Source organism: Streptococcus sp. FDAARGOS_192, from assembly GCF_002073815.2.
In the GTDB taxonomy this organism is placed as follows: domain Bacteria; phylum Bacillota; class Bacilli; order Lactobacillales; family Streptococcaceae; genus Streptococcus; species Streptococcus salivarius_H.
Window position 1 is genome coordinate 199,441 of sequence record NZ_CP020431.2, and the last position, 25,621, is coordinate 225,061.

The following is a 25,621-nucleotide window of genomic DNA, read 5'->3' on the forward strand; positions in this document are numbered from 1 at the left end:
ATGTCTATGTTTTTTCTCCCCTAAGTGTTGCTTGTAGTATCACATCACTTTTAAAAAGTATCTATCATTATAGATTGTTTCGTATACCGCTAGCTACTGTTCTCGTAATCAACGCCTCTTTAATGACTTGTTTATCACTCTTAAACTTTATCTTATTCTTTGGGGAACTTTCTACTTCATTGACACTATCTTGTGTATTTTTCATTTTAATTGTGATAAGTACAGTCGTTCAATTTGTGGTTGGTGAAATAGAAATTAGGAAGGTGAAAACCATTCTTCTACAGTTGCAAAGTCAAGGAAAGACATTATGAAGCGTGGCAGTTAGGTAGGAAAGTTACTATTTGTCTTTCACATTATTTCAAATCATTACTTAAACTAAAAAATAAAGAGAAATCTTATGTCTAATATTCAAAACATGTCCCTTGAGGACATCATGGGGGAGCGTTTTGGACGCTACTCCAAATACATTATTCAGGAGCGTGCGCTTCCTGACATTCGTGACGGTTTGAAACCCGTTCAACGTCGTATTCTTTATTCCATGAATAAGGATGGCAATACCCATGACAAGGGCTATCGTAAATCTGCCAAATCGGTGGGTAACATTATGGGTAATTTTCACCCACATGGCGATAGTTCCATTTATGATGCCATGGTGCGTATGTCTCAGGACTGGAAGAATCGTGAAATCTTAGTTGAAATGCACGGTAACAACGGTTCTATGGATGGTGATCCACCAGCGGCTATGCGTTATACAGAGGCGCGCTTGTCAGAGATTGCTGGCTACCTTCTTCAAGATATTGATAAAAACACCGTTCCTTGGGCTTGGAACTTTGATGATACAGAGAAGGAACCAACCGTTTTACCTGCAGCCTTTCCAAACCTCTTGGTTAATGGGGCTACAGGGATTTCTGCTGGTTATGCCACAGATATTCCACCGCATAATCTGTCAGAAGTCATCGATGCTGTTGTCTACATGATTGATCACCCATCTGCTAAACTGGATAAATTGATGGAATTCTTGCCTGGTCCAGATTTCCCAACAGGAGCTATCATTCAGGGCAAAGATGAGATTCGCAAGGCTTACGAATCTGGTAAGGGACGAGTAGTTGTGCGCTCACGTACTGAAATTGAACAACTCAAAGGTGGTAAGGAGCAAATCATCGTTACTGAGATTCCTTACGATGTTAATAAGGCGGTTCTTGTTAAAAAAATCGATGATGTAAGGGTCAATAACAAGGTTCCAGGCATTGCAGAAGTTCGTGACGAGTCTGACCGTACAGGTTTGCGTATTGCTATCGAACTTAAGAAGGATGCTGACAGCCAAACCATTCTTAACTATCTTTTGAAATATACGGACCTTCAGGTCAACTATAATTTCAACATGGTGGCTATCGATAATTTCACCCCACGTCAAGTGGGCTTGCAAAAGATTTTATCTAGCTACATTGCTCACCGTCGCGATATTATCGTTGCTCGTTCAAAATTTGACAAGGAAAAAGCTGAAAAACGCCTTCATATTGTTGAAGGGCTGATTCGTGTTATCTCTATTTTGGATGAGGTTATTGCCCTTATCCGAGCTTCTGAAAATAAGGCTGATGCCAAGGAAAATCTTAAAGTCAGCTATGATTTTTCAGAAGAACAAGCTGAAGCTATCGTGACCTTGCAACTTTATCGTTTGACCAATACGGATATCGTCACTCTCCAAAATGAGGAAGCTGATTTACGTGAACAAATCGCGACCTTGGCTGCCATCATTGGTGATGAGCGTACCATGTTTAATGTCATGAAACGTGAACTCCGTGACATTAAGAAGAAATTTGGTAATGACCGTCGTTCAGAGTTGCAAGCCGAAACCAAGACTATTGAAATTGATACTGCAAGTTTGATTGTTGAAGAAGAAACCTATGTCAGCATCACTCGCGGTGGTTATGTAAAACGTACTAGCCCACGTTCTTTCAATGCTTCAACGATTGACGAAGTCGGAAAACGTGATGATGATGATTTGATCTTGGTTCAGCAAGCTAAGACGACACAACACCTCTTGATGTTCACTAATCAGGCCAATGTGATTTATCGTCCAATTCATGAGTTGCCAGATATTCGTTGGAAGGATTTGGGAGAGCATTTATCACAAACTATCACCAATTTATCTAAGGATGAAGAAGTGCTTTACGCAGAAATCCTGGATGATTTTGAAACAGGTACTTACCTAGCAGCTACCAAGCTGGGTCAGATTAAACGTTTCGAACGCAAGGAATTTACGCCATGGCGTACCTACAAGTCTAAGTCGGTTAAATACGCTAAACTCAAGGATGATAGTGATTTTATTGTTACGGTTACGCCAATTCAATTGGATGATATCATGATTATCACTCAAAAGGGTTATGCCCTTCGCTTTAACGCGGACGAAGTTCCAGTAGTTGGTGCCAAGGCAGCAGGTGTTAAGGCAATCAATCTTAAGGATGATGATACCGTTCAGGCTGTTTTTGTAGCAAATACTCAAAGTTTCTACCTTCTGACACAAAGGGCTAGTCTCAAACGTGTGGCTACAGCCGATATTCCGCAGGCTAAGCGAGCTGGTCGAGGTCTCCAAGTTCTTCGTGAGCTTAAGACTAAACCACATCGTGTCTTTACTGCGGGTCCAGTCTTTACGGAGAATGCTGGTGGCGAAATAGATCTTCTAGCAACACCAGTGGAAGAGACTCCTCAGACCTTGCTTGTAACAGCAACAACAGGCGAAACGGCAGAGGTTGACTTGTCCCTTCTAAATCTTTCAGACCGTACTAGTAACGGTAGTTTCATTGAAGGATTAGCAGACAAAGAAGTCTTTTCTGCCAAGATTATTGAAAGATAAAGATAAGAAAGCTTTGTTCTCTTATTAGAGGGCAGAGTTTTTTTCTTTGATGGGCAAAATAAGTGTTTTAAAAAGAATTGTCAGAATTTTGCAACATAACCTTGAAATTTTCAATGAAAAGGACTATACTAGAAAGCACATAGTAACAGAAAAGAGGATATACACATGACAGTTGATTTAGACTGGGAAAATCTAGGATTTAATTACAGTAAACTTCCATTCCGTTATATCTCATATTACAAAGACGGTAAATGGGATGAGGGGCAATTGACTGAGGATGCGACTTTGCATATTTCAGAAGCATCTCCAGCCCTTCACTATGGTCAAGAAGCTTTTGAAGGCCTCAAGGCTTACCGTACTAAAGATGGATCTATTCAATTGTTCCGTCCAGATGAAAATGCTAAACGTTTGCAACGTACTGCGGATCGTCTTTTGATGCCACAAGTTCCCGTTGACAAATTTGTAGATGCATGTAAACAAGTTGTACGTGCAAATGAAGAATATGTTCCACCATATGGTACAGGTGCAACACTTTATCTCCGTCCATTGTTGATTGGGGTTGGTGATATCATTGGTGTGCATCCAGCAGATGAGTATATCTTTACCATTTTTGCTATGCCAGTAGGTAACTACTTCAAAGGTGGTTTGGCTCCAACAAACTTCCTTATCCAAGATGATTATGACCGTGCTGCTCCACATGGTACAGGTGCTGCTAAGGTTGGTGGTAACTACGCGGCAAGTATGTTGCCAGGTAAGATTGCACATGACCATAACTTCTCTGACGTGATTTACCTTGATCCAGCAACTCACACTAAGATTGAAGAAGTGGGTTCTGCAAACTTCTTTGGTATCACAGCCGATAACGAATTCGTTACACCACTCAGCCCATCTATCTTGCCATCTATCACTAAGTTCTCATTGCTTTACTTGGCTGAAAATCGCTTTGGCATGAAAGCTATCCAAGGTGATGTTAAGATTTCCGAATTGGATAAATTTGTCGAAGCAGGTGCCTGTGGTACAGCTGCCGTTATTTCACCAATTGGTGGGGTACAACATGGTGATGACTTCCATGTCTTCTATTCAGAAACAGAAGTAGGTCCTGTAACACGTAAACTTTATGATGAGTTGACAGGTATCCAATTTGGTGATGTTGAAGCACCAGAAGGATGGATTTTCAAAGTTGACTAATTCTTAATAGATAAACGATTATTTTAAGGCTTGCTCTTGCAAGCTTTTTTCTTTTTCGGTAGAATTAAGAAGATACATTAAGAAAGGATGGCTCGAACCAAGGATCGGGTATAAATCTATGAGTAAAAAAGATAAAAAAATTGAAATCCAAATTAATGATGCTAAAGTAGTCGTCAATAAAGCAACTATTGAAGGTTTTGAACTTCTTGTTGGTAAGAAAGTCATCGGACAAATTGTGGAAATTGATGGTAAGTTTGCCGTTGTTGACAAGGAAAATGTTGTAGGTTTCCACAAAAAAATGGATGATGCAGTAGCTGCCATTATTGAATCATACAATCTTAATCATTAAAATCCAAAGTAAAGGCTTGCTTTGGTCAAGAAACTGTGATATACTATTTCTTGTTCTTAAGGAGAGATAGCGAAGAGGCTAAACGCGGCGGACTGTAAATCCGCTCCTTCGGGTTCGGGGGTTCGAATCCCTCTCTCTCCATGTCTAAGAAACTGAATCGGGATAGTCGATATCAAGTACTTAGATGTTTTTTTATAGCATTTTGCTATTGGGGTATAGCCAAGCGGTAAGGCAAGGGACTTTGACTCCCTCATGCGTTGGTTCGAATCCAGCTACCCCAGTAAAAGGTATCGGGTGCATTGGCACCGTCTATGTTAACCATTGTCTTTGCGGGTACCTTTAAAAATATATTGTTATCAAGGGTCAGAATTGGCTGGCTCTTGTTGGAGGATCTTTTTAGAATGAACGAATTTGAAGAATTGCTAAACAGTGTTAGCGAAGTTAACACAGGTGACGTTGTAACAGCTGAAGTTATCTCAGTAGATAATGATCAAGCAAATGTTGTTATCGAAGGAACTGGTATCGAAGGTGTTTTGACACGTCGTGAATTGACAAACGACCGTGACGCAAACGTTGCAGACCTTGTTAAAGTTGGTGAAACACTTGAAGTGCTTGTTCTTCGTCAAGTTGTTGGTAAAGATACTGATACTGTAACTTACCTTGTATCTAAAAAACGCTTGGAAGCTCGCAAAGCTTGGGATAAACTTGTTGGTCGTGAAGAAGAAGTTGTTACTGTTAAAGGAACACGCGCTGTTAAAGGTGGACTTTCAGTTGAATTTGAAGGTCTTCGTGGATTTATTCCAGCTTCAATGATTGATACTCGTTTTGTTCGTAACACTGAACAATTTGTAGGTCAAGAATTTGACGCTAAAATCAAAGAAGTTGATCCAGCTGAAAACCGTTTCATCCTTTCACGTCGTGAAGTTGTTGAAGCAGAAGCTGCAGAAGCTCGTAAAGAAGTCTTCTCTAAACTTGAAGTTGGTTCAATCGTAACTGGTAAAGTTGCTCGTTTGACAAGCTTCGGTGCTTTCATCGACCTTGGTGGTGTTGACGGACTTGTTCACGTGACTGAATTGTCTCACGAACGTAACGTTTCACCTAAATCAGTTGTATCTGTAGGTGATGAAGTTGAAGTTAAAGTTCTTGCTATCGACGAAGAAGCAGGACGTGTATCACTTTCACTTAAAGCAACAACACCTGGACCATGGGATGGCGTTGAACAAAAACTTGCTGCTGGTGATGTTATCGAAGGTAAAGTTAAACGCTTGACTGACTTCGGTGCTTTCGTTGAAGTATTGCCAGGTATCGATGGACTTGTTCACATCTCACAAATTTCACACAAACGTGTTGAAAATCCAAAAGATGTTCTTTCAGTAGGTCAAGACGTTACTGTTAAAGTTCTTGAAGTAAACGCTGATGCAGAACGTGTATCACTTTCAATCAAAGCTCTTGAAGAACGTCCAGCTAACGCTGAAGGCGAAAACAACGAAAAACGTCAATCACGTCCACGTCGTCCAAAACGTCAAGAAAAACGTGACTACGAACTTCCAGAAACTCAATCTGGATTCTCAATGGCGGATCTTTTCGGAGATATCGAATTGTAAGATAAAAAAAGAGGCATGGAAACATGTCTTTTTTTCTATTTTAGAGTATGCTATAATAGTATACTGTTAGCACCCTTAGTGTAATGGATATCACGTAAGATTCCGGTTCTTGAGATAGGGGTTCGATTCCCTTAGGGTGCAAAAAGAAAAACGTTGAGTGAATTGTTCTCTCAACGTTTTTTAGTTGGTAAGTTTTAGTAAAAGTATTTCATAAAATCTTTTGGCATTGAAGGGGAAGAAGGCAAGCATACAGAAAAAAGCTATTAGCTTATCCTAATAACAAAGGAAACTACTTTATTAGCACCACCATAGTTGATTTATTGGGGAGACAGTTTGGCTAATCTTTTGCAATTTATTAAAAAATTTGCTATAATACACAGTATCTCATATTGGGGTCGTTACGGATTCGACAGGCATTATGAGGCATATTCTGCGACTCGTGTGGCGACGTAAACGCTCAGTTAAATATAACTGCAAAAAATACTAATTCTTACGCTGTAGCAGCCTAAACACCTGCTCGCGTGACTTCTAGCAGATTGCTTATGTTTGTTTAGAGGTTTTATTGATTTATAAGCTACGTTTGACCATTGCCTAGCTGGTTGAAAAGAGATTTATAGGCTCGCAGATAGAAGGCTTGAGTTATGTGTCGTCTATCTGTTAAATGAAAGACATAACCTATGGTTGTAGACGAATATGTTGGCAGGTGTTTGGACGTGGGTTCGACTCCCACCGGCTCCATAAAAACCAGAGGCGTCAGCCTTTTATTTGTATATATAGGAATTTATTATGAAAAAACTTTTGTCTTTGACCGTTTTAGGTCTCTCACTTTTTACTCTAGCTGCTTGTGGAAAATCTTCGTCTAAGACAGAGACGAAGGGATCTTTGGATAATGAAGCCTCTAAGATTTTAACCGTTAAGCATGGGAATGTTCGCCAGAACTTTGATAAGATTACCATGGCAAATGCTTCTCAGGAATTTTCAGGAGGCTCAAATCTTGATAGCTTGAAGGGCTGGTTTGGTGAACCTTCATCAACGAGTCAGGAGCAGGCAGGAGATGCTAAGCTTGATGTTTATAATTGGCAGTATGACAATGTTGTTGTTACAGCGAAACTCTTTAACAATAGCACTGTGGTTAAGTCAATTTCAAACTTTTCTTACGTCCGTGATCCTAAAATCACACTGAAGATGTACGAAAATCTCAAAAATGGAACGAGCTATGACGATGCTGTCAAAACGCTTGGTACACCGGATGTTTATTCGATTGCAGTCTCTTCAGATGCAACAATGACACAAGCGCTTTGGTCTTCGAACCTTGTTGCTAAGAAGGGTGAAACAGGTAGCCTTACCCTTAACTTTAAAAATGGTGCCTTGGAAAACAAGTCACAAGCAAATTTGATTAATAAGTAATCGCAGTAAAAGATGCCTTTCTAAATCAATGAAGGCATTTTTTTGTTATAATAAAAGGAGCGATTAAAATTATGGAGATGTAATGACCAAAAAAAGACTATTTTTTATAGGGATAGCCGGTTTAATACTGGTATTCTTATGGCCTCTTTTAAATAACTTCATCCCCTTAATCAAGGAATGGACCAACGCTAAGCATGATCAAGCCTTTTTAAGAGAAGTTTTTAAGCAGGCTAATTTCCAAAATGCACTGATCCTTCTTAGTCTCATGATTCTGTCATCGGCTATTCCTGGAGTTTCAAGTTCTATTTTTTGTATTTTTGTTGGGCTACTCTATGGCCCTTTGCTTGCGATTCCGATGAATATTATTGGTAATACTTTTGGGAATTTGACTAGTTTTGAAATTCTGAGAAGACTTGAAAAGCCAGAGAAGTCCAAACGCATGGAGAAACTTCTAAACTATATTGAGAACTTTAAGCATCGCTTTATTGGGATTTCACTGGCCTTCTCTATTCCATTTATACCATCAGCTCTGGTCAATTATGCTTGTGTTCAAATGAATTTACCCACAAGGACGAGGATTTTGGCGACACTTATTGGAGTGACGCCAGTATCGATTGTTTATGCAGTTAGTGGAGATTTGTTGCTTAATATCCGTCCAATCCGAATGCCATTAGTGGCAGTACTTGCCATCTTGCTTTTTATCTCACTCGTCATTTACTTTATCCATTTTAGGAAGGAAAAAAATGAGCTTCATTCAAGTAACTAAAGAAGAATTTAACACACATGCTCAACAAGTGTCTGAGCGTTCTTTTATGCAAACTGAGGAAATGGCTAAGCTTCTTGAAAAACGTGGATTTAGCATTAGCTATGTCGCTTGGAAAGAAGGAGACCAGCTAGAAGTCTCAGCAATTGTCTACAGCATGCCTATGACTGGTGGGCTTCGTATGGAGGTGAATTGTGGACCGATTCACTCAAATACAGCTCATCTAAGCGACTTTTACCAAGGTTTGAAGGATTATGCTAAGGAAAATGGTGCTCTTGAACTATTAATCAAACCTTATGATACTTATCAAACTTTTGATAGTAATGGTGAACCAACTAGTGATGAGCAGAAGCAATTGATTAGTCAATTGACTGATTTAGGCTATAGCTTTGATGGTTTACAGACAGGCTATCCTGGTGGTGAACCTGACTGGCACTATGTGAAGGATTTATCAGGGATTGAAGAAAAAGATCTCATCAAATCTTTTAGTAAAAAGGGAAAACCTCTGGTTAAAAAAGCCAAAACGTTCGGGATTAAATTAAAAAAACTGAAACGTGATGAGTTATCCATTTTTAAAGAAATCACTTCAGCGACCTCTGATCGTCGTGAGTATAGTGATAAATCGTTGGATTATTATCAAGACTTTTATGATGCTTTTGGTGACAATGCTGATTTTATGGTTGCTACCCTGAATTTTCAAGATTACTATGACCATTTGGAAAGTGATCAAGCTAAATTGGGGGCTAGAATTGTTAAACTCCAGGCTGATTTAGAGGCTAATCCAAAGTCTGAGAAAAAGCAAAACCAATTGAGAGAACTATCAAGTCAGTTTGAGACTTTTGATGTTCGTAAGGGAGAGGCAACTGCCTTTATCGATAAGTATGGTCAGGAAGACATTGTTCTGGCTGGAAGTCTTTTCGTCTATACCCCTCAAGAAGCTGTTTATCTCTTTAGTGGATCTTATCCTGAGTTTAATAAGTTTTATGCGCCAGCGCTCTTGCAAGAGTATGTGATGACACAAGCTATCAAACGTGGTATTACTTTCTATAATTTCCTTGGGATTATGGGGATTTTTGATGGTTCAGATGGAGTTTTGCGATTTAAACAAAACTTTAATGGTTACATTGTTCGCAAGATGGGAACCTTCCGCTATTATCCACAACCGCTTAAATACAAAGCGATTCAAGGAGTTAAGAAACTGCTTGGACGTTCTTAAATTTTAGAGGACTTCGATTTGAGTCCTCTTTCATTATAAGTCTCTATATGGGCTTGGACCATTGTAAAGAGAGATTAGAAATTAAGGAGGTAAGTTGATGAAACTTGCACTATTGGGTACAGGAATGATTGTGACAGAGGTTCTTCCTGTGTTAACTACTATTGAAGGAATTGAGCTTAAAGCTATCATGTCGACACCACGATCACTTGACAAAGCTAAAGCTTTAGCTAAGCAATATGGTTTGGCTCAGGCGACTAGTGATTATGAGGAGATTTTGTCCAATCCAGAAGTTGATACGATTTATGTGGGAACGCCCAACCATACCCACTATGATTATGCTAAGAAAGCACTTTTGTCCGGCAAGCATGTTATTTGTGAGAAACCTTTCACCTTACATTTGGAAGAGTTTGAAGAGCTGGCTAAGCTTGCGCAAGAAAAAGAGCTTCTCTTGATGGAGGCTATTACCAATCAATATTTGGCTAATTTTACAGCGATTAAGGAAGCCTTGTCTGATATTGGAGATATTAAGATTGTGAATATCAATTATTCTCAATATTCTTCACGTTACGATGCCTTTAAGCGAGGAGAGATTGCTCCTGCCTTCAACCCTGAAATGGGTGGGGGAGCACTTAGAGATCTTAATATCTATAATATCCATCTCCTGGTTGGTCTCTTTGGTAAGCCTAATCGTGTGGAATATCTACCTAATGTGGAGCGAGGAGTGGATACGTCAGGAATTCTAGTTTTGGACTATGGTCACTTTAAGGCTGTTGCCATTGGAGCTAAAGACTGTAGTGCCGAGATTCGTTCAACTATTCAAGGAGATAAGGGAGCTATTACCATTTTTGGTGCAACCAACACTCTCCCTGAGATTGGCGTCACCCTCAATGGTCAGAAAGAGAGAGTCGTCAATCTCAATAGTCTACAACATCGTATGCATGATGAATTTGTGGCTTTTGAAAAGATGGTGGCGACCAAGGATTTTGACAGTGTTGCCAAGCAGTTGGAACATAGTCGTCAGGTTATGGAAGTTCTGGATCAAGCTTCGAAAGCTTTGTAACATACAAAAAAACAAGCAGTGGTATTAGCCATTGCTTGTTTTGTCTTATACAGTTGTTGGGAATGAGATCTCAATCAATTTGTCAGTGTGTACTGTTCTGAGTTTGTCCATCAAAACGATATCCTTGTCGATTTTTCGTTTGAGGAAGAATTCACGGATAACTTCTAATTCATTGTCTTTAACAGCACGGTGTTTATTTGAAATCAAGAGTTCATAATGCTTAGGTGCTTGTGTAAAGACAACATCAGTATTCCCAGCAGAGTAGGTCTCTACGAGAAAGGCATCCGTGTTGTCAAGTTGGTTTTGAACAAGTTCTTGGTGTGTACGGGTCGTATTAATGAGTTTCATAGTTTCCTCCTAGGATTTGCCAGTTGTTGTGTTAGTTTCTTTCCATTGTTCGATTCCCCATTTATGACTGCCACGTTTAAGTTTAGCAATGGCTTCGTCAATTGGAAACCAGGCCAGGTTATTGAAATCTTCGAGAGGTTTGCCAATTTTTGAAAAATCTACAACTTCATAAATATAGGCTGGATTGTAATAGTAAGTGTCACGGTGGCTTGAATAGAAGTATTCATCAGCCTGGCCATAGTACTGGCCTAAAGTGGCTGTAAACCCAAGTTCTTCAATTAACTCGCGTTCTAATGCGCTATAGTGATCCTCGCCTGCTTCGATCTCTCCACCTGGGAGAAACCAAGCTCCGTTAGGAGCCTGGACTAAAATAATCTTTGTCTTTTCTTGGTTAGGAATCACAGCATAAACACCGTAACGTGTTTGATAATGAGCTCCCTCAACCTTGTCACCAAATGTTGGATTCATGAGTTGCTCCTTACGTTTATTTGCCTATATTATACTAAAATTTTGCTCATTTTCCTATTGATTTAGGCAGAATTAGGGATAAATTTGAAAATAGGAAATGAAAAGATAAAGAAACCAAGCCATTGCGACTTGGTTTCTTTATTTAATCAGTTTCTTTTGCTGTCTCAGCTTTCTGAGCAGTTTTTTCGGCTTTTTTAGCAGACTTAATGGTGATGTGGCCTTTTGAAGTCATGACTGCCTTGAGATCTTTTTCGTTTGGATTTTCAAGGTAGAAGTCAGTAATAGCGTCTTCAATATGATCTTGGATGGTACGACGTAGTGGTCGAGCACCCATCTTAGGATCGTAACCAAGGTCAACCAATTTTTCCTTAACTTTCTCAGTTACACTGAGGTGGATACCGTTATTAGCCAAGCGTTGGTTGACATTATCAAGCATGAGGTCCACGATAGTGAGGAGATTTTCCTTGCTAAGGGCAGAGAATTCGATAATACCGTCAAAACGGTTCATGAATTCAGGGCTGAAGAAATCTCCAAGCTGGTTAAGCACAGAATTGGTACGATTTTCACGGGCAGCTCCAAAGCCAACGCTAGCTTCTACTTTACCTGTACCAGCATTTGAAGTCATGATGATGATGGTATCCTTGAAACTTACAGTTCGCCCTTGACCATCAGTCAAGCGACCGTCGTCAAGAACTTGGAGGAACATGTGAAGAACGTCTGGGTGAGCTTTTTCAACCTCATCTAGAAGAATGAGTGAATAAGGATTACGGCGGACTTTTTCAGTTAACTGACCAGCTTCGTCGTAACCGACATATCCTGGAGGGGCACCGACTAATTTGGCAACGGCGTGTTTTTCCATGTATTCTGACATGTCGAAACGAATCATACTGTCAGCTGAACCAAAGAGTTCAATCGCCAATTGTTTAGAGAGTTCAGTTTTACCGACTCCTGTAGGACCTACGAAGAGGAAGCTACCAATTGGGCGATTTGGTGCACCCAATCCAACACGATTACGACGGATGGCTTTGGCAATCTTATCAACTGCGGCATCTTGTCCGATAACATGTGATTTAAGATCATCAGCAAGACTAAGAAGTTGTGATTGTTCTTTTTCTTTCAAATCACCGACAGGAATATTGGTTTTTTGTTCCACAATGGCTTCGATATGTTTTTCTGTGATGACAGGCATATCTTGGTCTTTGATGGTTTGTTTTTGCATTTCCTTGTATTTGGCAATTTGATCACGGAAATAGGCAGCTTTTTCAAAGTCTTCGTCACGAGTAGCTTGAGCCTTGAGGTTTTCAGCCTCAATCAAACGTTTGTCGATATCTTTAGGATCAACAAAGTTGAGGGTCAAGTTCATCTTAGAACCTGCTTCATCGAGAAGGTCGATGGCCTTGTCTGGCAAGAAACGGTCTTGAATGTAGCGGTTGGACAATTCTGCAGCTGCAGTAATTGCTTCGTCCGTATATTTGACGTGGTGGTAGTCTTGATATTTAGGCTGAATCCCACGCAAAATAGTGATGGTTTCCTCAACCGTTGGTTCGTCAACCTTAACTGGTTGCATACGACGCTCTAGGGCAGCATCTTTTTCGATGATGCGGTATTCGTTGAGTGTTGTTGCTCCGACCAGTTGAAGTTCTCCACGAGCAAGGGCAGGTTTTAGGATGTTTCCAGCATCCATATTGCCATCACCAGCATTACCAGCTCCCACAATTTCATGGATTTCATCAATAAATAGGATAACATCCTGACGTTGACGAATTTCTTCCATGAGTTTTTGCATGCGTTCTTCAAATTGGCCACGGATACCAGTCCCTTGAACCAGACTGACCACATCAAGACGGATGACTTGTTTGCCTTGGAGTTTTTGTGGCACGCTACCGTCTACAATTTTTTGAGCTAGGCCTTCAACGACAGCAGTCTTACCGACACCGGGTTCACCGATGAGGACGGGGTTGTTCTTGGTACGGCGGTTAAGGATTTCGATGACACGAATGATTTCCTCGTCACGACCAATGACAGGATCAATATCTCCACGACGAGCGATGTCAGTGATGTTAATGCCGAACTCTTCAAGAAGACCTTGTGGCTGTTGAGGAGCTTGTTGGCGTGGTCCTCCTGGACGGCCTGGCCCTTGTGTATTGCCACCGTTTCCTCGGTTACCTCCTTCTTGTGTTGGAGGTGTATTGGGAAGATCGCCGTTAGAAGAACGGAAGTTATTTAGGTCGCTGAAGAAATCGTCGAAGAAGTTGGAACCTCCTGTTTGATTGAATTGATTGAGGGGGTTCTCTGGATCGGATTTCATGATTTTATAACAATTTTGACAGAGGTCAACTTGTTGCTGATTACCATTTACATTGGTATACAAATGAATACTAGCTTCATTAAGGTTACAGTTTTGACAGAGCATATCAGTACCTCTTTTCTATCTGAATTGGGAAAGATCTTTATTGAAAACAATCTTGGTCAAAAAAGGTCAAATCTATGACTCCATTATAGCATGCGGAAGGTAGATTGCAAGTAAAAAGCATCTAGGTTTGGCACTCTCTTAACAAGAGTGCTAACATTGAATTTTAATTCAAAAATGCTTGTCTAAAATGCATAAATATTATATAATGTTTTTATATTATTCAGAACGAAAGAGAGATGCCTATGACACAAGCTAAATCATTTTTGAAAGAAATCGACTTTACCAAGCAGGAACTTGAGGAGTTAATCGATTTATCTATAAAATTTAAACAGCTAAAGAAGGAAGGAATTCCGCATAAATATTTAGATGGCTTAAATATTGCCTTGATTTTTGAAAAAACATCCACAAGAACTCGCTCAGCTTTTACAGTGGCTGGTCAGGACCTAGGTATGAATGTGACCTACCTTGGTGCTGGAGACATTCAGTTAGGTAAAAAGGAATCTGTAGTTGATACAGCCAAGGTGCTTGGTTCTATGTTTGATGGAATCGAATACCGTGGTTTTAAGCAAGAAGATGTCGAAGATTTGGCTAAGTACTCAGGAGTTCCGGTCTGGAATGGTTTGACGGATACCTGGCATCCAACGCAAATGATTGCGGATTTCATGACTTTGAAGGAGCGTTTTGGTAGTTTGGAAGGTTTGACCATCGCCTATATTGGAGATGGTAGAAATAATATGGCCAACTCACTTTTGGTCACTTCGGCTATTTTAGGCGTTAATGTCAAGATTATTGCCCCAGAGGTGCTGCAACCTGAAGATGAGATTGTAGCCCTAGCTCAGAAACATAATAATGGTGCCGATTTAACCATTACAGATGATATTTCAGAGGTCAAGGGAGTGGATATGCTTTATACGGATGTCTGGGTATCTATGGGTGAAGAAGTAGACTTTAAATCTCGTATTGATTTACTCCTGCCTTATCAAATTAATGCAGACCTACTTGCCAAGACGGAAAATCCAGATGTCATCGTTATGCACTGTCTCCCAGCTTTTCATGATCTCAATACCCAAATTGGGCAAGAAATCTATGACAAATATGGTTTGGCAGAATTAGAAATCACCGATCAAGTCTTCCAAAAATACAGCGATATCATCTTCCAAGAAGCTGAGAATCGTATGCATTCTATCAAGGCCATTATGTACAATTCCTTGAAAAATATCTAAAATTCCCCCATTTTTCCCATAAGTGTGATAAAATAAGTAAGAAATACACAATTAATAGGAGAAATAACATGGAATCACATTTGGTGAGAATCATTAACCGTCTTGAAATGATGGCGGCTGATGGTGGTAATTTGAAACGTAATTTTGAACGTGAAGGAGTGGTTGTTGCCGAAGTATCATTTAGCAACGATCCTGAAAATGGTCCAGTTTTCACATTGCGTGATGTTGAAGCACGTGAATCTTATTCATTTGATAGCATCGACTTGATTGCAATGGAAATCTACGATTTGCTTTACTAATAAATTATTTTGGAACTTTACAAGGTTCCAAAAATCAGAATGCCTGAAACTATCGAGTTTCAGGCATTTTTATCAGGATGAAAGCATGGGGTGATGCTTGTATGGCTTGTCAAAACAGGCAGTGTTTCAACTCATTGGCAAAGTTTTTGGCGTGGTGTCATCTTGGAAATACATGAGGTGTATTGCTTAAGAGTTTTGCTAGCTAGGTCTATAACTTAGTTTTTATACTGAAATATCGCATTTATAAGAAAATACTTTATTATTATACAGTCTTCTGATATAATATTGAAGAATATTAGTAAGGAGTATCTAGATGAATTTTTCATTTCTACCACAGTTTTGGTCTTACTTTAACTATGGTGTCTTAGTAACAATTATGATTTCGGTCTGCGTGGTCTTCTTCGGAACCATCCTTGGGGTTTTGGTATCCTTGGCCAAGCGTTCTGGAATCAAACCTTTGGAGTGGTTGGTAAGCCTTTATGTTTGGGTTTTCCGTGGGACTCCTATGGTTGTACAGATTATGATTGCTTTTAACCTCATCCACATGAATCTTCCAACTGTTCAGTTTGGCATTTTGAACCTTGATTTGTCACGTATCGTTCCAGGTATTATCGTCCTTTCTTTGAACAGTGGTGCTTATATTTCTGAGAGTGTGCGTGCAGGTATCGAGTCTATTCCTAAAGGTCAGGTTGAAGCTGCCTACTCACTTGGTATCCGTCCATGGAATACCATGCGTTATGTGGTCTTGCCTCAAGCTATTAAAAATATCTTGCCTGCCTTGGGTAACGAGTTTGTTACTATTATCAAGGATAGTTCGCTCTTGCAAACCATCGGAGTTATGGAATTGTGGAATGGTGCACAAACTGTTGCAACAACAACCTACTTGACCTTGACACCGCTCTTGTTCGCAGCCTTCTATTATTTGATTGTGACAACGGCTATGACGGCACTCTTGAAACAAATGGAAAAACGACTTGGGGAGGGACGTAAATAATGGCAGAAACAATTATTGAGATTAAAAATCTTCACAAGTATTTTGGTAAGAACGAAGTTCTCAAAGGGATTGATCTAGATATTAAAAAGGGTGAGGTAGTGGTTATCATCGGTCCTTCAGGATCAGGAAAATCTACCTTCCTACGCTCAATGAACTTGCTTGAGAAACCTACAAAAGGTGTTATTTCCTTTGAAGGTGTGGATATTACAGATAAAAATAACGACATTTTCAAAATGCGTGAGAAGATGGGAATGGTTTTCCAACAGTTCAACCTCTTCCCTAATATGACAGTTAAAGAAAATATCACCTTGTCGCCAATTAAGACTAAGGGTGTTTCTAAAGCTGATGCAGAAGCAAAGGCTATGGAACTTTTAGAAAAGGTTGGCTTGAAAGATAAGGCAGATGCCTACCCAACAAGTCTATCAGGTGGTCAGCAACAACGTATTGCGATTGCACGTGGTTTGGCTATGGATCCAGATGTTCTCTTGTTTGACGAACCAACATCAGCCCTTGACCCAGAAATGGTTGGTGAAGTTCTTGCAGTTATGCAGGACCTTGCTAAATCAGGGATGACAATGGCAATCGTTACCCACGAAATGGGCTTTGCTTATGAAGTGGCTGATCGTGTTATCTTTATGGATGGCGGTGTTATTGTCGAAGAAGGCACACCACAAGAGATTTTCGACAATACTAAGGAAGATCGTACCAAGGATTTCTTGAGTAAAGTTTTGTAAGATATTCATTAAGTATGTATACATTGTTTGTGAAGGCTGGAACTTTTCCGGCCTTTTCTTTTTGTGTTCTGCTTTTCTAGAATCATTCTTGTTTAGGATAATATTGCGGAAAAGATGGATAAATATGCTATAATGATGCCATATCAAAAATAATAAAGTAGGTCAAGAAATATGCTCATATATGATGCGGCCTTAAAAACGCCTTACCGGATTCTTGGCATTAACCTCCCTAAGGATAGTCTTTTGCACTTATCTAACCTAGGGTTGGCTGCCGGTGAAACGATTGAGGTGGTAACTAAGACCAAAAACAGTGCTATTATTATCGTTAAAGGGAGTCGCTTAGCCTTTGATGCTTCGATTCTAGATAAGATTGATTTGGCACCTGCGGAGGAAAATCAGGAAAAGATACCTCTTTCTGAATTACCGGTTGGACGTTCGGCTATCGTTACTGATATTTTTTCAGCAAATGAAACCAAACGACGTCTTATGGATATGGGAATTACAAAGCGTACTCGGGTGTTGTTGCGTAAGGTAGCCCCTTTGGGAGATCCTCTAGAAATTAGTTTGAGAGGGTACGAATTAACCCTACGCAAGTCGGAAGCGCAAATGATTAGTGTGGTCATGCTGGATGAGGGAGAGGAAAAATGACAGAAATTGCATTAATAGGTAATCCTAATAGTGGTAAAACCAGTTTATTCAACCTGATAACAGGGAACAATCAGCGTGTTGGTAACTGGCCGGGTGTTACTGTAGAACGAAAAAGTGGTCTGGTTAAAAAGAATAAGGATTTAGAAATCCAGGATTTACCAGGAATTTACTCAATGTCACCCTATAGTCCTGAAGAAAAGGTAGCGCGTGACTATTTGTTGAGCCAAAGGGCCGACAGCATTTTAAATGTAGTCGATGCGACAAATTTGGAGCGTAATCTTTATCTGACAACGCAGTTGATTGAGACAGGTATTCCAGTCACTTTAGCGCTTAACATGAGTGATGTTTTAGAGGCTCAGGGAAAACAGATTAATGTTGATAAATTATCTTACCATCTAGGCGTCCCAGTAGTAGCTACTAGTGCTCTCAAGCAAACTGGTATTGATCAGGTTGTGAAGAAGGCGGCACATACGACAACCTCTACAGTTGCTGACATTGCTTTTCCAATTTATGACGATAAATTAGAAGCTGCCATCTCACAAATTTTGGAAGTCTTGGGAAATTCGGTGCCGCAAAGGTCTGCGCGTTTTTACGCCATTAAACTCTTTGAACACGATGCTTTAGTTGAGGCTGAGCTAGACTTGTCCCCATTCCAACGAAAAGAAATCAAAGACATCATTCGAATCACTGAGGAAGTTTTCACCGAAGATGCGGAGTCAATTGTCATTAATGAGCGTTATGCCTTTATCGAACGAGTTTGTCAGATGGCTCAAAGTCATACAGAAGATTTTGCCCTGACCTTGTCGGATAAGATTGATAGGATTGTCACCAACCGTATTTTGGCCTTGCCAATTTTCGCAGTGGTTATGTATTTGGTTTATTTCTTATCTATTCAGACTGTTGGAACCATGTGGACAGACTGGGCTAACGATGTGCTTTTTGGTAAGTATGTTCCAGATTTGGTAACGTCTGGTCTTGACTATCTTCAAGTTCAGGACTGGCTTAAGTCTTTGATTGTTGATGGGATTGTCGCTGGGATTGGGACAGTACTAGGATTCCTACCTCAAATATTTGTGCTCTTTATCTGTTTGGGTGTGCTTGAGGACATTGGATATATGAGTCGTATTGCCTTTGTTATGGACCGTATTTTCCGACGTTTTGGTCTTTCTGGGAAATCCTTTATTCCTATGTTGATTTCTACAGGTTGTGGGGTTCCAGCGGTTATGTCTAGTCGAACCATTGAAAATGAAAGGGACCGTCGCATTACCATTATGACGGCAACCTTCATGCCTTGTTCGGCCAAGTTGGAAATTATTGCCTTGATTGCTGGAGCTTTCTTCCCTAGTAATTCTTTAGTAGCACCAAGTACCTATTTTATTGGGATGGCTGCTATTATCCTATCGGGTATTGCCCTCAAAAAGACGAGTTTTTTAGGTGGTTTAACCAGTCCGTTTATTATGGAATTGCCTGCCTATCACTGGCCTAAAGCCATGTCGGTCTTGCGTTATGCTTTTGGTAAGGCTATGAGTTTTGTCAAACGTGCGGGAACCATCATTTTCAGTTTGACCGTTCTTATCTGGTTTATGTCTAACTACAACTTTACCCTACATACTGTAGATACGGAAGTTAGCATTTTGGCGACTTTAGGTAAGGGCTTGTCTTGGATTTTTGACCCACTCGGATTTGGAAATTGGAAGGCAACAGTTGCGGCTCTCACAGGTTTAGCTGCCAAGGAGACCGTTGTTGCCACCTTTGGTATTCTCTATCATAATAGCAGTGAGGCGGGTCTGGCTGAGGCTCTGCGAGGAGATTATTCTTCCCTAGCTGCCTATTCCTTCTTGATTTTTAACTTGCTTTGTGCGCCATGTTTTGCGGCTATTGGAGCTATTAAGCGTGAAATGGCCAATCTTAAATGGACGGTTGGGGCTATCGGTTTCCAAACAGGTCTAGCTTATTGTGTGAGTTTAATCCTTTACCAGTTTGGTCAAGTCATCCTGTACGGTAAGTCAATGACAATTTGGACTTTGGTTGCTTTCTTACTTTTAGTAACGATGATTTACTTTGTTGTTCGTAAACCACGTCAGATTAAGGATCAAATCATTAGCTTGGATAATCTTCAAGAAGCTCATATTTAGGTTTAGGAGGAATTGTTATGTCTACCTTTATCATTGCTTTCATTATTTTTGCTTTGGCTGGTCTTGGCATCCGTCACTATATCAAAGGCAAAGGATCTTGTGGCGATTGCGAGTGTTCTTGTCCAGTTAAGGAAGAAATGCATAAGGCTAATCGCTAATAATATATAGAAAAATGGTCTCTTATTCATTTAAGAGACCATTTTCTTACGATTGTAAGAAATGTATAAAGGTATCTAGGTTGGAAGTGTGATACTATAAGATAGATAAATAATCTAAATTTTTAACAAAAAAGGGAGATGTATAAGGAATGGTTTTGAACAAAGAGATTGTCCTAATTCATGGGACCTGGTGTGATGGCAATGTTTGGGGAGAATTTGCGACAGGTCTACGTCAAATGGGATATAAGGTGCATACACCTAGCTTTCGTTACCATGACCTACCTTATCAAGAGTGCCTAGCTAAAGTTGGGACTGTTACCTTGCAGGACTATCGAGATGATTTAGTGGCTTTGATTGAAAGTCTAGACCAACCACCACTCATTTTAGGGCACTCTTTAGGCTGTCTGGTGGCTCAAATGGTTGCTGAAAAGACAGAAGTTGCTGGTATGATTCTCATGGGACCTGCTCCGACAGCAGATATTTATGCCTTTTATCCAACCATGTTAGCTTGTTTTGGCAAACACTTTTTACGCTGGGGGTTTTGGAAAAAAGCCATGCCCCCTTATAAAAAGGAGTTTTTCAAGTATTGCATGAATGAACAAGAGGAAACTTTGAAAGAGGAAGTTTTTGCTGGTCTGGTTCCTGAATCAGGAAAAGTTTATACTCAGATGGCTCTTCATTGGTTTGATAAGACAAAGGCAGCTTATGTGGACTTTAGTAACATTTTATGTCCTGTTCTCGTCATTTCAGGAACCAAGGATAAGATGACTCATCCTAATATTGCTAGAAGAACAGCTAAGAACTACCGTGATTCTGTTCTCGTTTCCTTAACAGGTGCAGATCACATGTATGAAAGTGGCAAATACCAGCAGAAGACCTTGAAGGTTATTAAGGGTTGGAGCCAGCAAAATGATTTTGTGGATTAGTCACGAAAGATAATCAGAAGAAGTTGGAAGGCAATTCCAGCTTTTTTAGTTTTCACTTGAAACGTCTTTTTGAAAATTTAGAAAATTTAGTCACAAAGAGTCCTCACTATGGTATAATTGAAAAAAAGTATGTATTGGAGAACACCCATGGCGATAATAATGGATGGTAAGGCCCTAGCTGTTAAAATGCAGGATCAATTGCAAGAAAAGGTAGCACGTCTAAAAGAAAAGGAATGGATTGTGCCAGGACTCGTGGTAATCATGGTCGGTGATAACCCTGCCAGTCAGGTTTATGTGCGAAATAAGGAACGTGCTGCTAAAAAGGCTGGCTTCCATAGTCAGACGGTCAATCTTTCTGAGAGTATTAGTGAGGAAGAGTTGATTGAAGTTATTGAGCGCTATAATCAGGATCCGCTTTTCCATGGTATCTTGGTTCAGTTGCCACTGCCGAATCATATTAATGAAATGCGTATTCTTTTGGCTATTGATCCTAAAAAAGATGTCGATGGTTTCCATCCTATGAATACTGGTAATCTTTGGAATGGTCGCCGTCAAATGGTGCCTTGTACACCGGCTGGGATTATGGAAATCCTTCGTGAGTACAATGTTGAATTGGAAGGTAAGACAGCAGTTATCATTGGACGTAGTAATATTGTTGGTAAACCTATGGCTCAGCTTCTTCTAGAAAAGAATGCAACAGTTACCTTGACCCACTCACGAACACCGCATTTGGCTAAGGTTTGTAGTAAGGCAGATGTCTTGATTGTAGCTATTGGACGTGCAAAATTTGTAACAGAAGAATATGTCAAAGAGGGTGCTGTTGTCATTGATGTGGGAATCAACCGTGATGAAGAAGGCAAACTTTGTGGTGACGTTGATTTTGATCAAGTGAAAGATAAGGTTGGCATGATCACGCCTGTTCCAGGTGGTGTAGGCCCTATGACTATTACTATGCTTATGGAACAGACCTATCAAGCTGCTCTTCGTAGTGCGAAAGGATAGTTTATGAAAGTTGATGACGATTTAGCTAGGCAAGTGATAACACCTCGCTTGAGAGAGTCTCACAAGGGTTCTTACGGTCGATTGCTTTTAGTTGGTGGGCTTTATCCTTATGGTGGTGCCATCATTATGGCTGCCATAGCTTGTGTCAATAGTGGGGCAGGCTTGGTCACAGTGGCTACGGATCGTGAAAATATCACAGCCCTTCATGCTCATCTCCCTGAAGCCATGGCTTTTGACCTTAGAGAGACTGAAAGATTTCTTGAGAATCTTAGGGCAGCTGATGTGGTATTAATCGGTTCTGGCCTAGGTGAAGAAGGTGCAGCTAGTCAGGCTATGGACTTGGTGCTGGCAAATATTAGGGCAGATCAAAATTTGGTTGTTGATGGTTCAGCTCTCAATCTTTTGGCTAAGAAAAATAAGAAGGACTTACCAGATTGTCACCTTACTCTCACCCCACATCAAAAAGAATGGGAACGCTTGTCAGGTTTAAGGATTCCAGAGCAGACAGTTTCCAACACTCAAAAAGCCTTGGGAGAGTTCCGAGCTGGGACAATCCTGGTTGCCAAGAGTCACAAGACGGCTGTCTATCAGGGTGAAAAAGTAGCTCATTTAGAAGTTGGTGGGCCTTATCAAGCCACAGGAGGAATGGGAGATACCTTGGCTGGTATGATTACTGGTTTTCTGGCTCAGTTCCCTTCAATTGATCGCTATAAGGCTGTCACAGTGGCTACCTGGCTTCACTCAGCTATCGCTGATGATCTGGCTAAAAATGCCTATGTGGTTTTGCCGACACATATCAGTAAAGCTATTCCTAGCTGGATGAAAAAGTTATCATTATAATCTAAAAAACGTGTCTTGTATTGAGGCAAGTTTTTTTCGATTTCGACATTTTTTTAAGTTTGCTAAAGCTTATTTGTGATAAAATAAAAGAGAATTTTTATGAGAACATAGAGGAAAAAAAGTGACATCATTTTCGAAAAAACTCAGTCAAAAATGGGAAAAACGGCGCCAAAAACAAAAAGAAAAACGAGCGAATAAACCTAGAAAGCCAGTAAACATCTCACGTCGTGTTTACTTGCTTTTTGGTGTAGTCTTTGTCCTTTTTTTGTTGCTTTTTGCACGTTTGACCTATATGCAGGTTTATAACAAATCGTTTTATACTAAGAAATTAGAGGATAACTCCAAGTATACGGTTAGAATTGCAAGCGAACGTGGGCAAATCTTTGATGCTAAAGGGGTTGCCCTCACGACCAACCAGAGTAAGGACGTTATCACCTTTACACGTAGCAATTTGGTGTCATCAGATACTATGAAGAAGGTCGCTGAAAAGTTAGCGACCATGGTAACACTAACGGAGACGAAGGTAACAGCACGCCAGAAACGCGATTTCTATCTAGCGGATTCTGCCACTTATAAGCGTGTTGTTAATGATCTTCCAAACGACAAGAAAACAGATAAATTTGGTAATAAATTAGCTGAAGCTACTATCTACAACAATGCTGTTGATGCAGTTCCTGATGAAGCAGTGGATTACTCTGAGGATGAACTTAAGATTGTCTACATTTACTCACAGATGAATGCTGTTTCTAATTTCTCAACAGTCACATTGAAAACAGGAGACTTGACGCCTGAACAAATTGCGATTGTAGCAGCTAAACAGAAGGAACTCAATGGTATTACGGTTGCTAAGGATTGGGAACGCCATACGGTTGATTCAGCCTTGTCACCTCTCATCGGGAAAGTCTCAAGTTCAGAAGCAGGTTTGCCACAAGAAGATGCCAAGGAGTACCTCAAAAAAGGGTATGCACTTAATGACCGTGTAGGAACGTCCTATCTAGAAAAAGAATATGAAGAGAAACTACAAGGAAAACATACTGTTCGTGAGATTACAGTAGACAAGGAAGGCAAAGTTGCTAGTGATAAAATCACTCAAAAGGGCAGCAAGGGGAACAATCTGCAGTTGACCATCGACCTTGATTTCCAAAAGGGAGTTGAAGACATCCTAGGTCAACAGCTTTCTTCAGAAATTTCAGAGAATAAAGCAACCTATTCTGAAGGAATGTATGCCGTTGTTATGAATGCTGACACTGGTGCTGTACTTGCCATGGCGGGGCAAAAACATGAACAAGGAGCACAAGATTTTAAAGCAAATGCCTTAGGAACAATCACTGATGTCTTTATTCCAGGATCTGTTGTTAAGGGAGCAACCCTAACTGCTGGTTGGCGTTCAGGAGCCATCTATGGAAATCAGGTCTTGACTGACCAACCAATCAACATTGCTGGTTCAGCCTCGATTACATCTTGGTTTACAGATCAAGGTAGCCGTCCTATTACCGCGACACAGGCTCTAGAATATTCATCAAATACCTATATGGTGCAGATTGCAATCAAACTACTTGGCCAACAATATGTTCCAGGCATGGCCTTGTCGACTGACAATATGGATAAGGCCATGACGACACTTCGTGATACCTACGCTGATTTTGGTATGGGGGTATCTACAGGACTTGATTTGCCTGGAGAATCAGAAGGGTATATTTCTAAGAATTACAATGTAGCCAACGTTCTGACAGAGGCCTTTGGTCAGTACGATTCTTATACAACCATTCAGCTAGCTCAGTATGTTGCTTCAATTGCCAATGGGGGTAAACGTGTAGCCCCTCATATCGTTGGAGGTATCTATGATGCAGGATCTAATGGTAGTCTAGGAACTCTAGCCTCAACAGTAGATACACGTGTATTAAATACCTTACCTCTCGACTCTGAGCAGATGGGTATTATCCAACAAGGCTTTAATGATGTTGTTAATTCAGGATCTAGCCTTGCGACTGGTAAAGCTATGGCAAGTTCTATCATTCCAATCAGTGGTAAAACAGGGACAGCCGAAACCTATGCGACGGATGCTTCTGGTAACTCTGTAACAACGGTTAACCTTAATGCCGTGGCCTATGCGACCGCTAAAGATGGTACGAAGTTGGCAGTTGGGATTATGTACCCACATGCTTTAGACTGGAAGAGTAAGGCTCATCAAAATGCGGTCAAAGCTATCATGGAACTTTATCAAAATACTCACTAAATATGAAAATCTCTTGTGCCTTGCACGAGGGATTTTTCTGTGATATAGTGTTTGAGTATTTGTTCTTGGGTAAAGACATATCCATGACAGTGACATAAGATAAGAGATGAATAAAATCATATAAAGAACAGGAGACCTTCATGCTTTATCCTACTCCAATTGCGAAGCTGATTGATAGTTTTTCAAAACTCCCTGGAATTGGGGCTAAAACAGCGACACGCCTAGCTTTTTATACCATTACCATGTCTGATGAAGATGTCAATGATTTCGCAAAAAACCTCTTGGCAGCCAAACGTGAATTGACTTATTGTTCGGTCTGTGGTCGTTTGACAGATGATGATCCCTGTAACATTTGTACAGATGAAACGAGAGATCGTACTAAGATTTTGGTTGTTGAAGACTCCAAAGATGTTTCAGCTATGGAAAAGATTCAGGAATACCGTGGTCTCTACCATGTGCTTCAAGGGCTTATTTCCCCTATGAATGGTGTTGGACCAGATGATATTAACTTGAAAAGTTTGATTACTCGTCTTATGGATAGCGAGGTTGACGAAGTTATCATTGCTACTAATGCAACAGCAGATGGTGAGGCAACATCTATGTATATTTCACGTGTCCTCAAACCTGCGGGAATCAAGGTGACTCGTTTAGCGCGTGGTTTGGCTGTTGGTTCTGACATCGAGTATGCTGATGAAGTGACCTTGCTAAGAGCTATCGAAAATCGAACAGAACTTTAGGAAAAGTGTTGGTAATCCA

Annotated in this window: 23 protein-coding genes, 3 tRNA genes and 1 other RNA gene; 24 read left to right on the plus strand and 3 right to left on the minus strand. The window is 40.3% G+C overall.

Going from position 1 to position 25,621, the window contains the following annotated elements; translation table 11 throughout:
• Window positions 1-397: 397 nt before the first annotated feature.
• The 12 genes from parC to A6J31_RS02060 all read left to right on the plus strand — a co-directional run bounded on the left by parC (window position 398) and on the right by A6J31_RS02060 (window position 10,441).
• Window positions 398-2,854 (plus strand): DNA topoisomerase IV subunit A, encoded by a 2,457-nt coding sequence (gene parC, locus A6J31_RS02005; RefSeq protein WP_080610352.1) that lies wholly within the window; start codon window positions 398-400, stop codon window positions 2,852-2,854.
• A gap of 165 nt (window positions 2,855-3,019) precedes the next feature.
• Window positions 3,020-4,042, plus strand: a complete 1,023-nt coding sequence (locus tag A6J31_RS02010) for a branched-chain amino acid aminotransferase (protein WP_080610353.1) — start codon at window positions 3,020-3,022, stop codon at window positions 4,040-4,042.
• A 118-nt stretch (window positions 4,043-4,160) separates the two neighbouring features.
• On the plus strand, window positions 4,161-4,391 hold the full coding sequence (locus A6J31_RS02015) for a DUF2969 domain-containing protein (RefSeq protein ID WP_002886057.1): 231 nt from the start codon (window positions 4,161-4,163) through the stop codon (window positions 4,389-4,391).
• Window positions 4,392-4,451: 60 nt separating this feature from the next.
• Window positions 4,452-4,532 (plus strand) — tRNA-Tyr (locus A6J31_RS02020).
• Between the two features lie 68 nt (window positions 4,533-4,600).
• Window positions 4,601-4,672, plus strand: a tRNA-Gln gene (locus tag A6J31_RS02025).
• Window positions 4,673-4,792: 120 nt separating this feature from the next.
• On the plus strand, window positions 4,793-5,995 hold the full coding sequence (gene rpsA / locus A6J31_RS02030) for a 30S ribosomal protein S1 (RefSeq protein ID WP_003094841.1): 1,203 nt from the start codon (window positions 4,793-4,795) through the stop codon (window positions 5,993-5,995).
• Between the two features lie 69 nt (window positions 5,996-6,064).
• Window positions 6,065-6,136: transfer RNA gene (locus A6J31_RS02035), tRNA-Arg, on the plus strand.
• A gap of 250 nt (window positions 6,137-6,386) precedes the next feature.
• Window positions 6,387-6,736, plus strand: a transfer-messenger RNA (tmRNA) gene (gene ssrA / locus A6J31_RS02040).
• Window positions 6,737-6,781: 45 nt separating this feature from the next.
• Window positions 6,782-7,402 (plus strand): DUF3862 domain-containing protein, encoded by a 621-nt coding sequence (locus A6J31_RS02045; protein ID WP_002885892.1) that lies wholly within the window; start codon window positions 6,782-6,784, stop codon window positions 7,400-7,402.
• 82 nt (window positions 7,403-7,484) lie between these two features.
• The gene (locus tag A6J31_RS02050) at window positions 7,485-8,168 is read left to right on the plus strand and encodes a TVP38/TMEM64 family protein (protein WP_014633415.1); all 684 of its coding nucleotides are present in this window, start codon (window positions 7,485-7,487) and stop codon (window positions 8,166-8,168) included.
• The gene (locus tag A6J31_RS02055) at window positions 8,146-9,381 is read left to right on the plus strand and encodes an aminoacyltransferase (RefSeq protein ID WP_002885926.1); all 1,236 of its coding nucleotides are present in this window, start codon (window positions 8,146-8,148) and stop codon (window positions 9,379-9,381) included. Before A6J31_RS02050 ends, A6J31_RS02055 begins: the two co-directional genes overlap by 23 nt.
• Before the next feature lie 97 nt (window positions 9,382-9,478).
• A complete protein-coding gene (locus A6J31_RS02060) occupies window positions 9,479-10,441 on the plus strand; it encodes a Gfo/Idh/MocA family protein (protein ID WP_080610354.1) in 963 nt (320 codons plus the stop codon).
• A gap of 45 nt (window positions 10,442-10,486) precedes the next feature.
• Here A6J31_RS02060 and A6J31_RS02065 read toward each other — a convergent pair whose 3' ends face one another.
• From A6J31_RS02065 to A6J31_RS02075, 3 genes are all read right to left on the minus strand, one after another.
• Window positions 10,487-10,789, minus strand: coding sequence for a DUF1827 family protein (locus A6J31_RS02065; RefSeq protein ID WP_002885967.1), 303 nt, complete (start codon window positions 10,787-10,789; stop codon window positions 10,487-10,489).
• 9 nt (window positions 10,790-10,798) lie between these two features.
• Window positions 10,799-11,257, minus strand: coding sequence for an NUDIX hydrolase (locus tag A6J31_RS02070; RefSeq protein WP_002885978.1), 459 nt, complete (start codon window positions 11,255-11,257; stop codon window positions 10,799-10,801).
• Window positions 11,258-11,399: 142 nt separating this feature from the next.
• Window positions 11,400-13,670, minus strand: coding sequence for an ATP-dependent Clp protease ATP-binding subunit (locus A6J31_RS02075; protein ID WP_037620401.1), 2,271 nt, complete (start codon window positions 13,668-13,670; stop codon window positions 11,400-11,402).
• 242 nt (window positions 13,671-13,912) lie between these two features.
• Here A6J31_RS02075 and argF point away from each other — a divergent pair, with 242 nt between their 5' ends.
• The 12 genes from argF to recR all read left to right on the plus strand — a co-directional run bounded on the left by argF (window position 13,913) and on the right by recR (window position 25,602).
• Window positions 13,913-14,893: an ornithine carbamoyltransferase gene (argF, locus tag A6J31_RS02080; protein WP_073688458.1), complete on the plus strand. Its 981-nt coding sequence runs from the start codon at window positions 13,913-13,915 to the stop codon at window positions 14,891-14,893.
• Between the two features lie 68 nt (window positions 14,894-14,961).
• Entirely contained in the window at window positions 14,962-15,192 is a 231-nt protein-coding gene (locus tag A6J31_RS02085) for a DUF1797 family protein (RefSeq protein WP_002885970.1), read from the plus strand.
• Window positions 15,193-15,505: 313 nt separating this feature from the next.
• Entirely contained in the window at window positions 15,506-16,186 is a 681-nt protein-coding gene (locus A6J31_RS02090; RefSeq protein WP_002886081.1) for an amino acid ABC transporter permease, read from the plus strand.
• On the plus strand, window positions 16,186-16,920 hold the full coding sequence (locus tag A6J31_RS02095; RefSeq protein ID WP_002886191.1) for an amino acid ABC transporter ATP-binding protein: 735 nt from the start codon (window positions 16,186-16,188) through the stop codon (window positions 16,918-16,920). The genes A6J31_RS02090 and A6J31_RS02095 overlap by 1 nt, the downstream gene beginning before the upstream one ends.
• Window positions 16,921-17,091: 171 nt before the next feature.
• Window positions 17,092-17,568, plus strand: a complete 477-nt coding sequence (locus tag A6J31_RS02100) for a ferrous iron transport protein A (protein ID WP_037620398.1) — start codon at window positions 17,092-17,094, stop codon at window positions 17,566-17,568.
• Window positions 17,565-19,703, plus strand: a complete 2,139-nt coding sequence (gene feoB / locus A6J31_RS02105) for a ferrous iron transport protein B (protein ID WP_080610355.1) — start codon at window positions 17,565-17,567, stop codon at window positions 19,701-19,703. The genes A6J31_RS02100 and feoB overlap by 4 nt, the downstream gene beginning before the upstream one ends.
• 17 nt (window positions 19,704-19,720) lie before the next feature.
• Window positions 19,721-19,861, plus strand: coding sequence for a FeoB-associated Cys-rich membrane protein (locus A6J31_RS02110; protein WP_002890392.1), 141 nt, complete (start codon window positions 19,721-19,723; stop codon window positions 19,859-19,861).
• Window positions 19,862-20,010: 149 nt separating this feature from the next.
• Window positions 20,011-20,787 (plus strand): alpha/beta fold hydrolase, encoded by a 777-nt coding sequence (locus tag A6J31_RS02115; protein ID WP_080610356.1) that lies wholly within the window; start codon window positions 20,011-20,013, stop codon window positions 20,785-20,787.
• 147 nt (window positions 20,788-20,934) lie between these two features.
• Window positions 20,935-21,789, plus strand: coding sequence for a bifunctional methylenetetrahydrofolate dehydrogenase/methenyltetrahydrofolate cyclohydrolase (locus tag A6J31_RS02120; RefSeq protein WP_080610357.1), 855 nt, complete (start codon window positions 20,935-20,937; stop codon window positions 21,787-21,789).
• 3 nt (window positions 21,790-21,792) lie between these two features.
• Window positions 21,793-22,629 (plus strand): NAD(P)H-hydrate dehydratase, encoded by an 837-nt coding sequence (locus A6J31_RS02125; protein ID WP_080610358.1) that lies wholly within the window; start codon window positions 21,793-21,795, stop codon window positions 22,627-22,629.
• Between the two features lie 121 nt (window positions 22,630-22,750).
• Window positions 22,751-24,865: a penicillin-binding protein PBP2B gene (gene pbp2b, locus A6J31_RS02130; RefSeq protein WP_080610359.1), complete on the plus strand. Its 2,115-nt coding sequence runs from the start codon at window positions 22,751-22,753 to the stop codon at window positions 24,863-24,865.
• A 140-nt stretch (window positions 24,866-25,005) separates the two neighbouring features.
• Complete coding sequence (gene recR, locus A6J31_RS02135; RefSeq protein ID WP_080610360.1) at window positions 25,006-25,602, plus strand: recombination mediator RecR; 597 nt, start codon at window positions 25,006-25,008, stop codon at window positions 25,600-25,602.
• The last annotated feature ends 19 nt before the right edge of the window (window positions 25,603-25,621 follow it).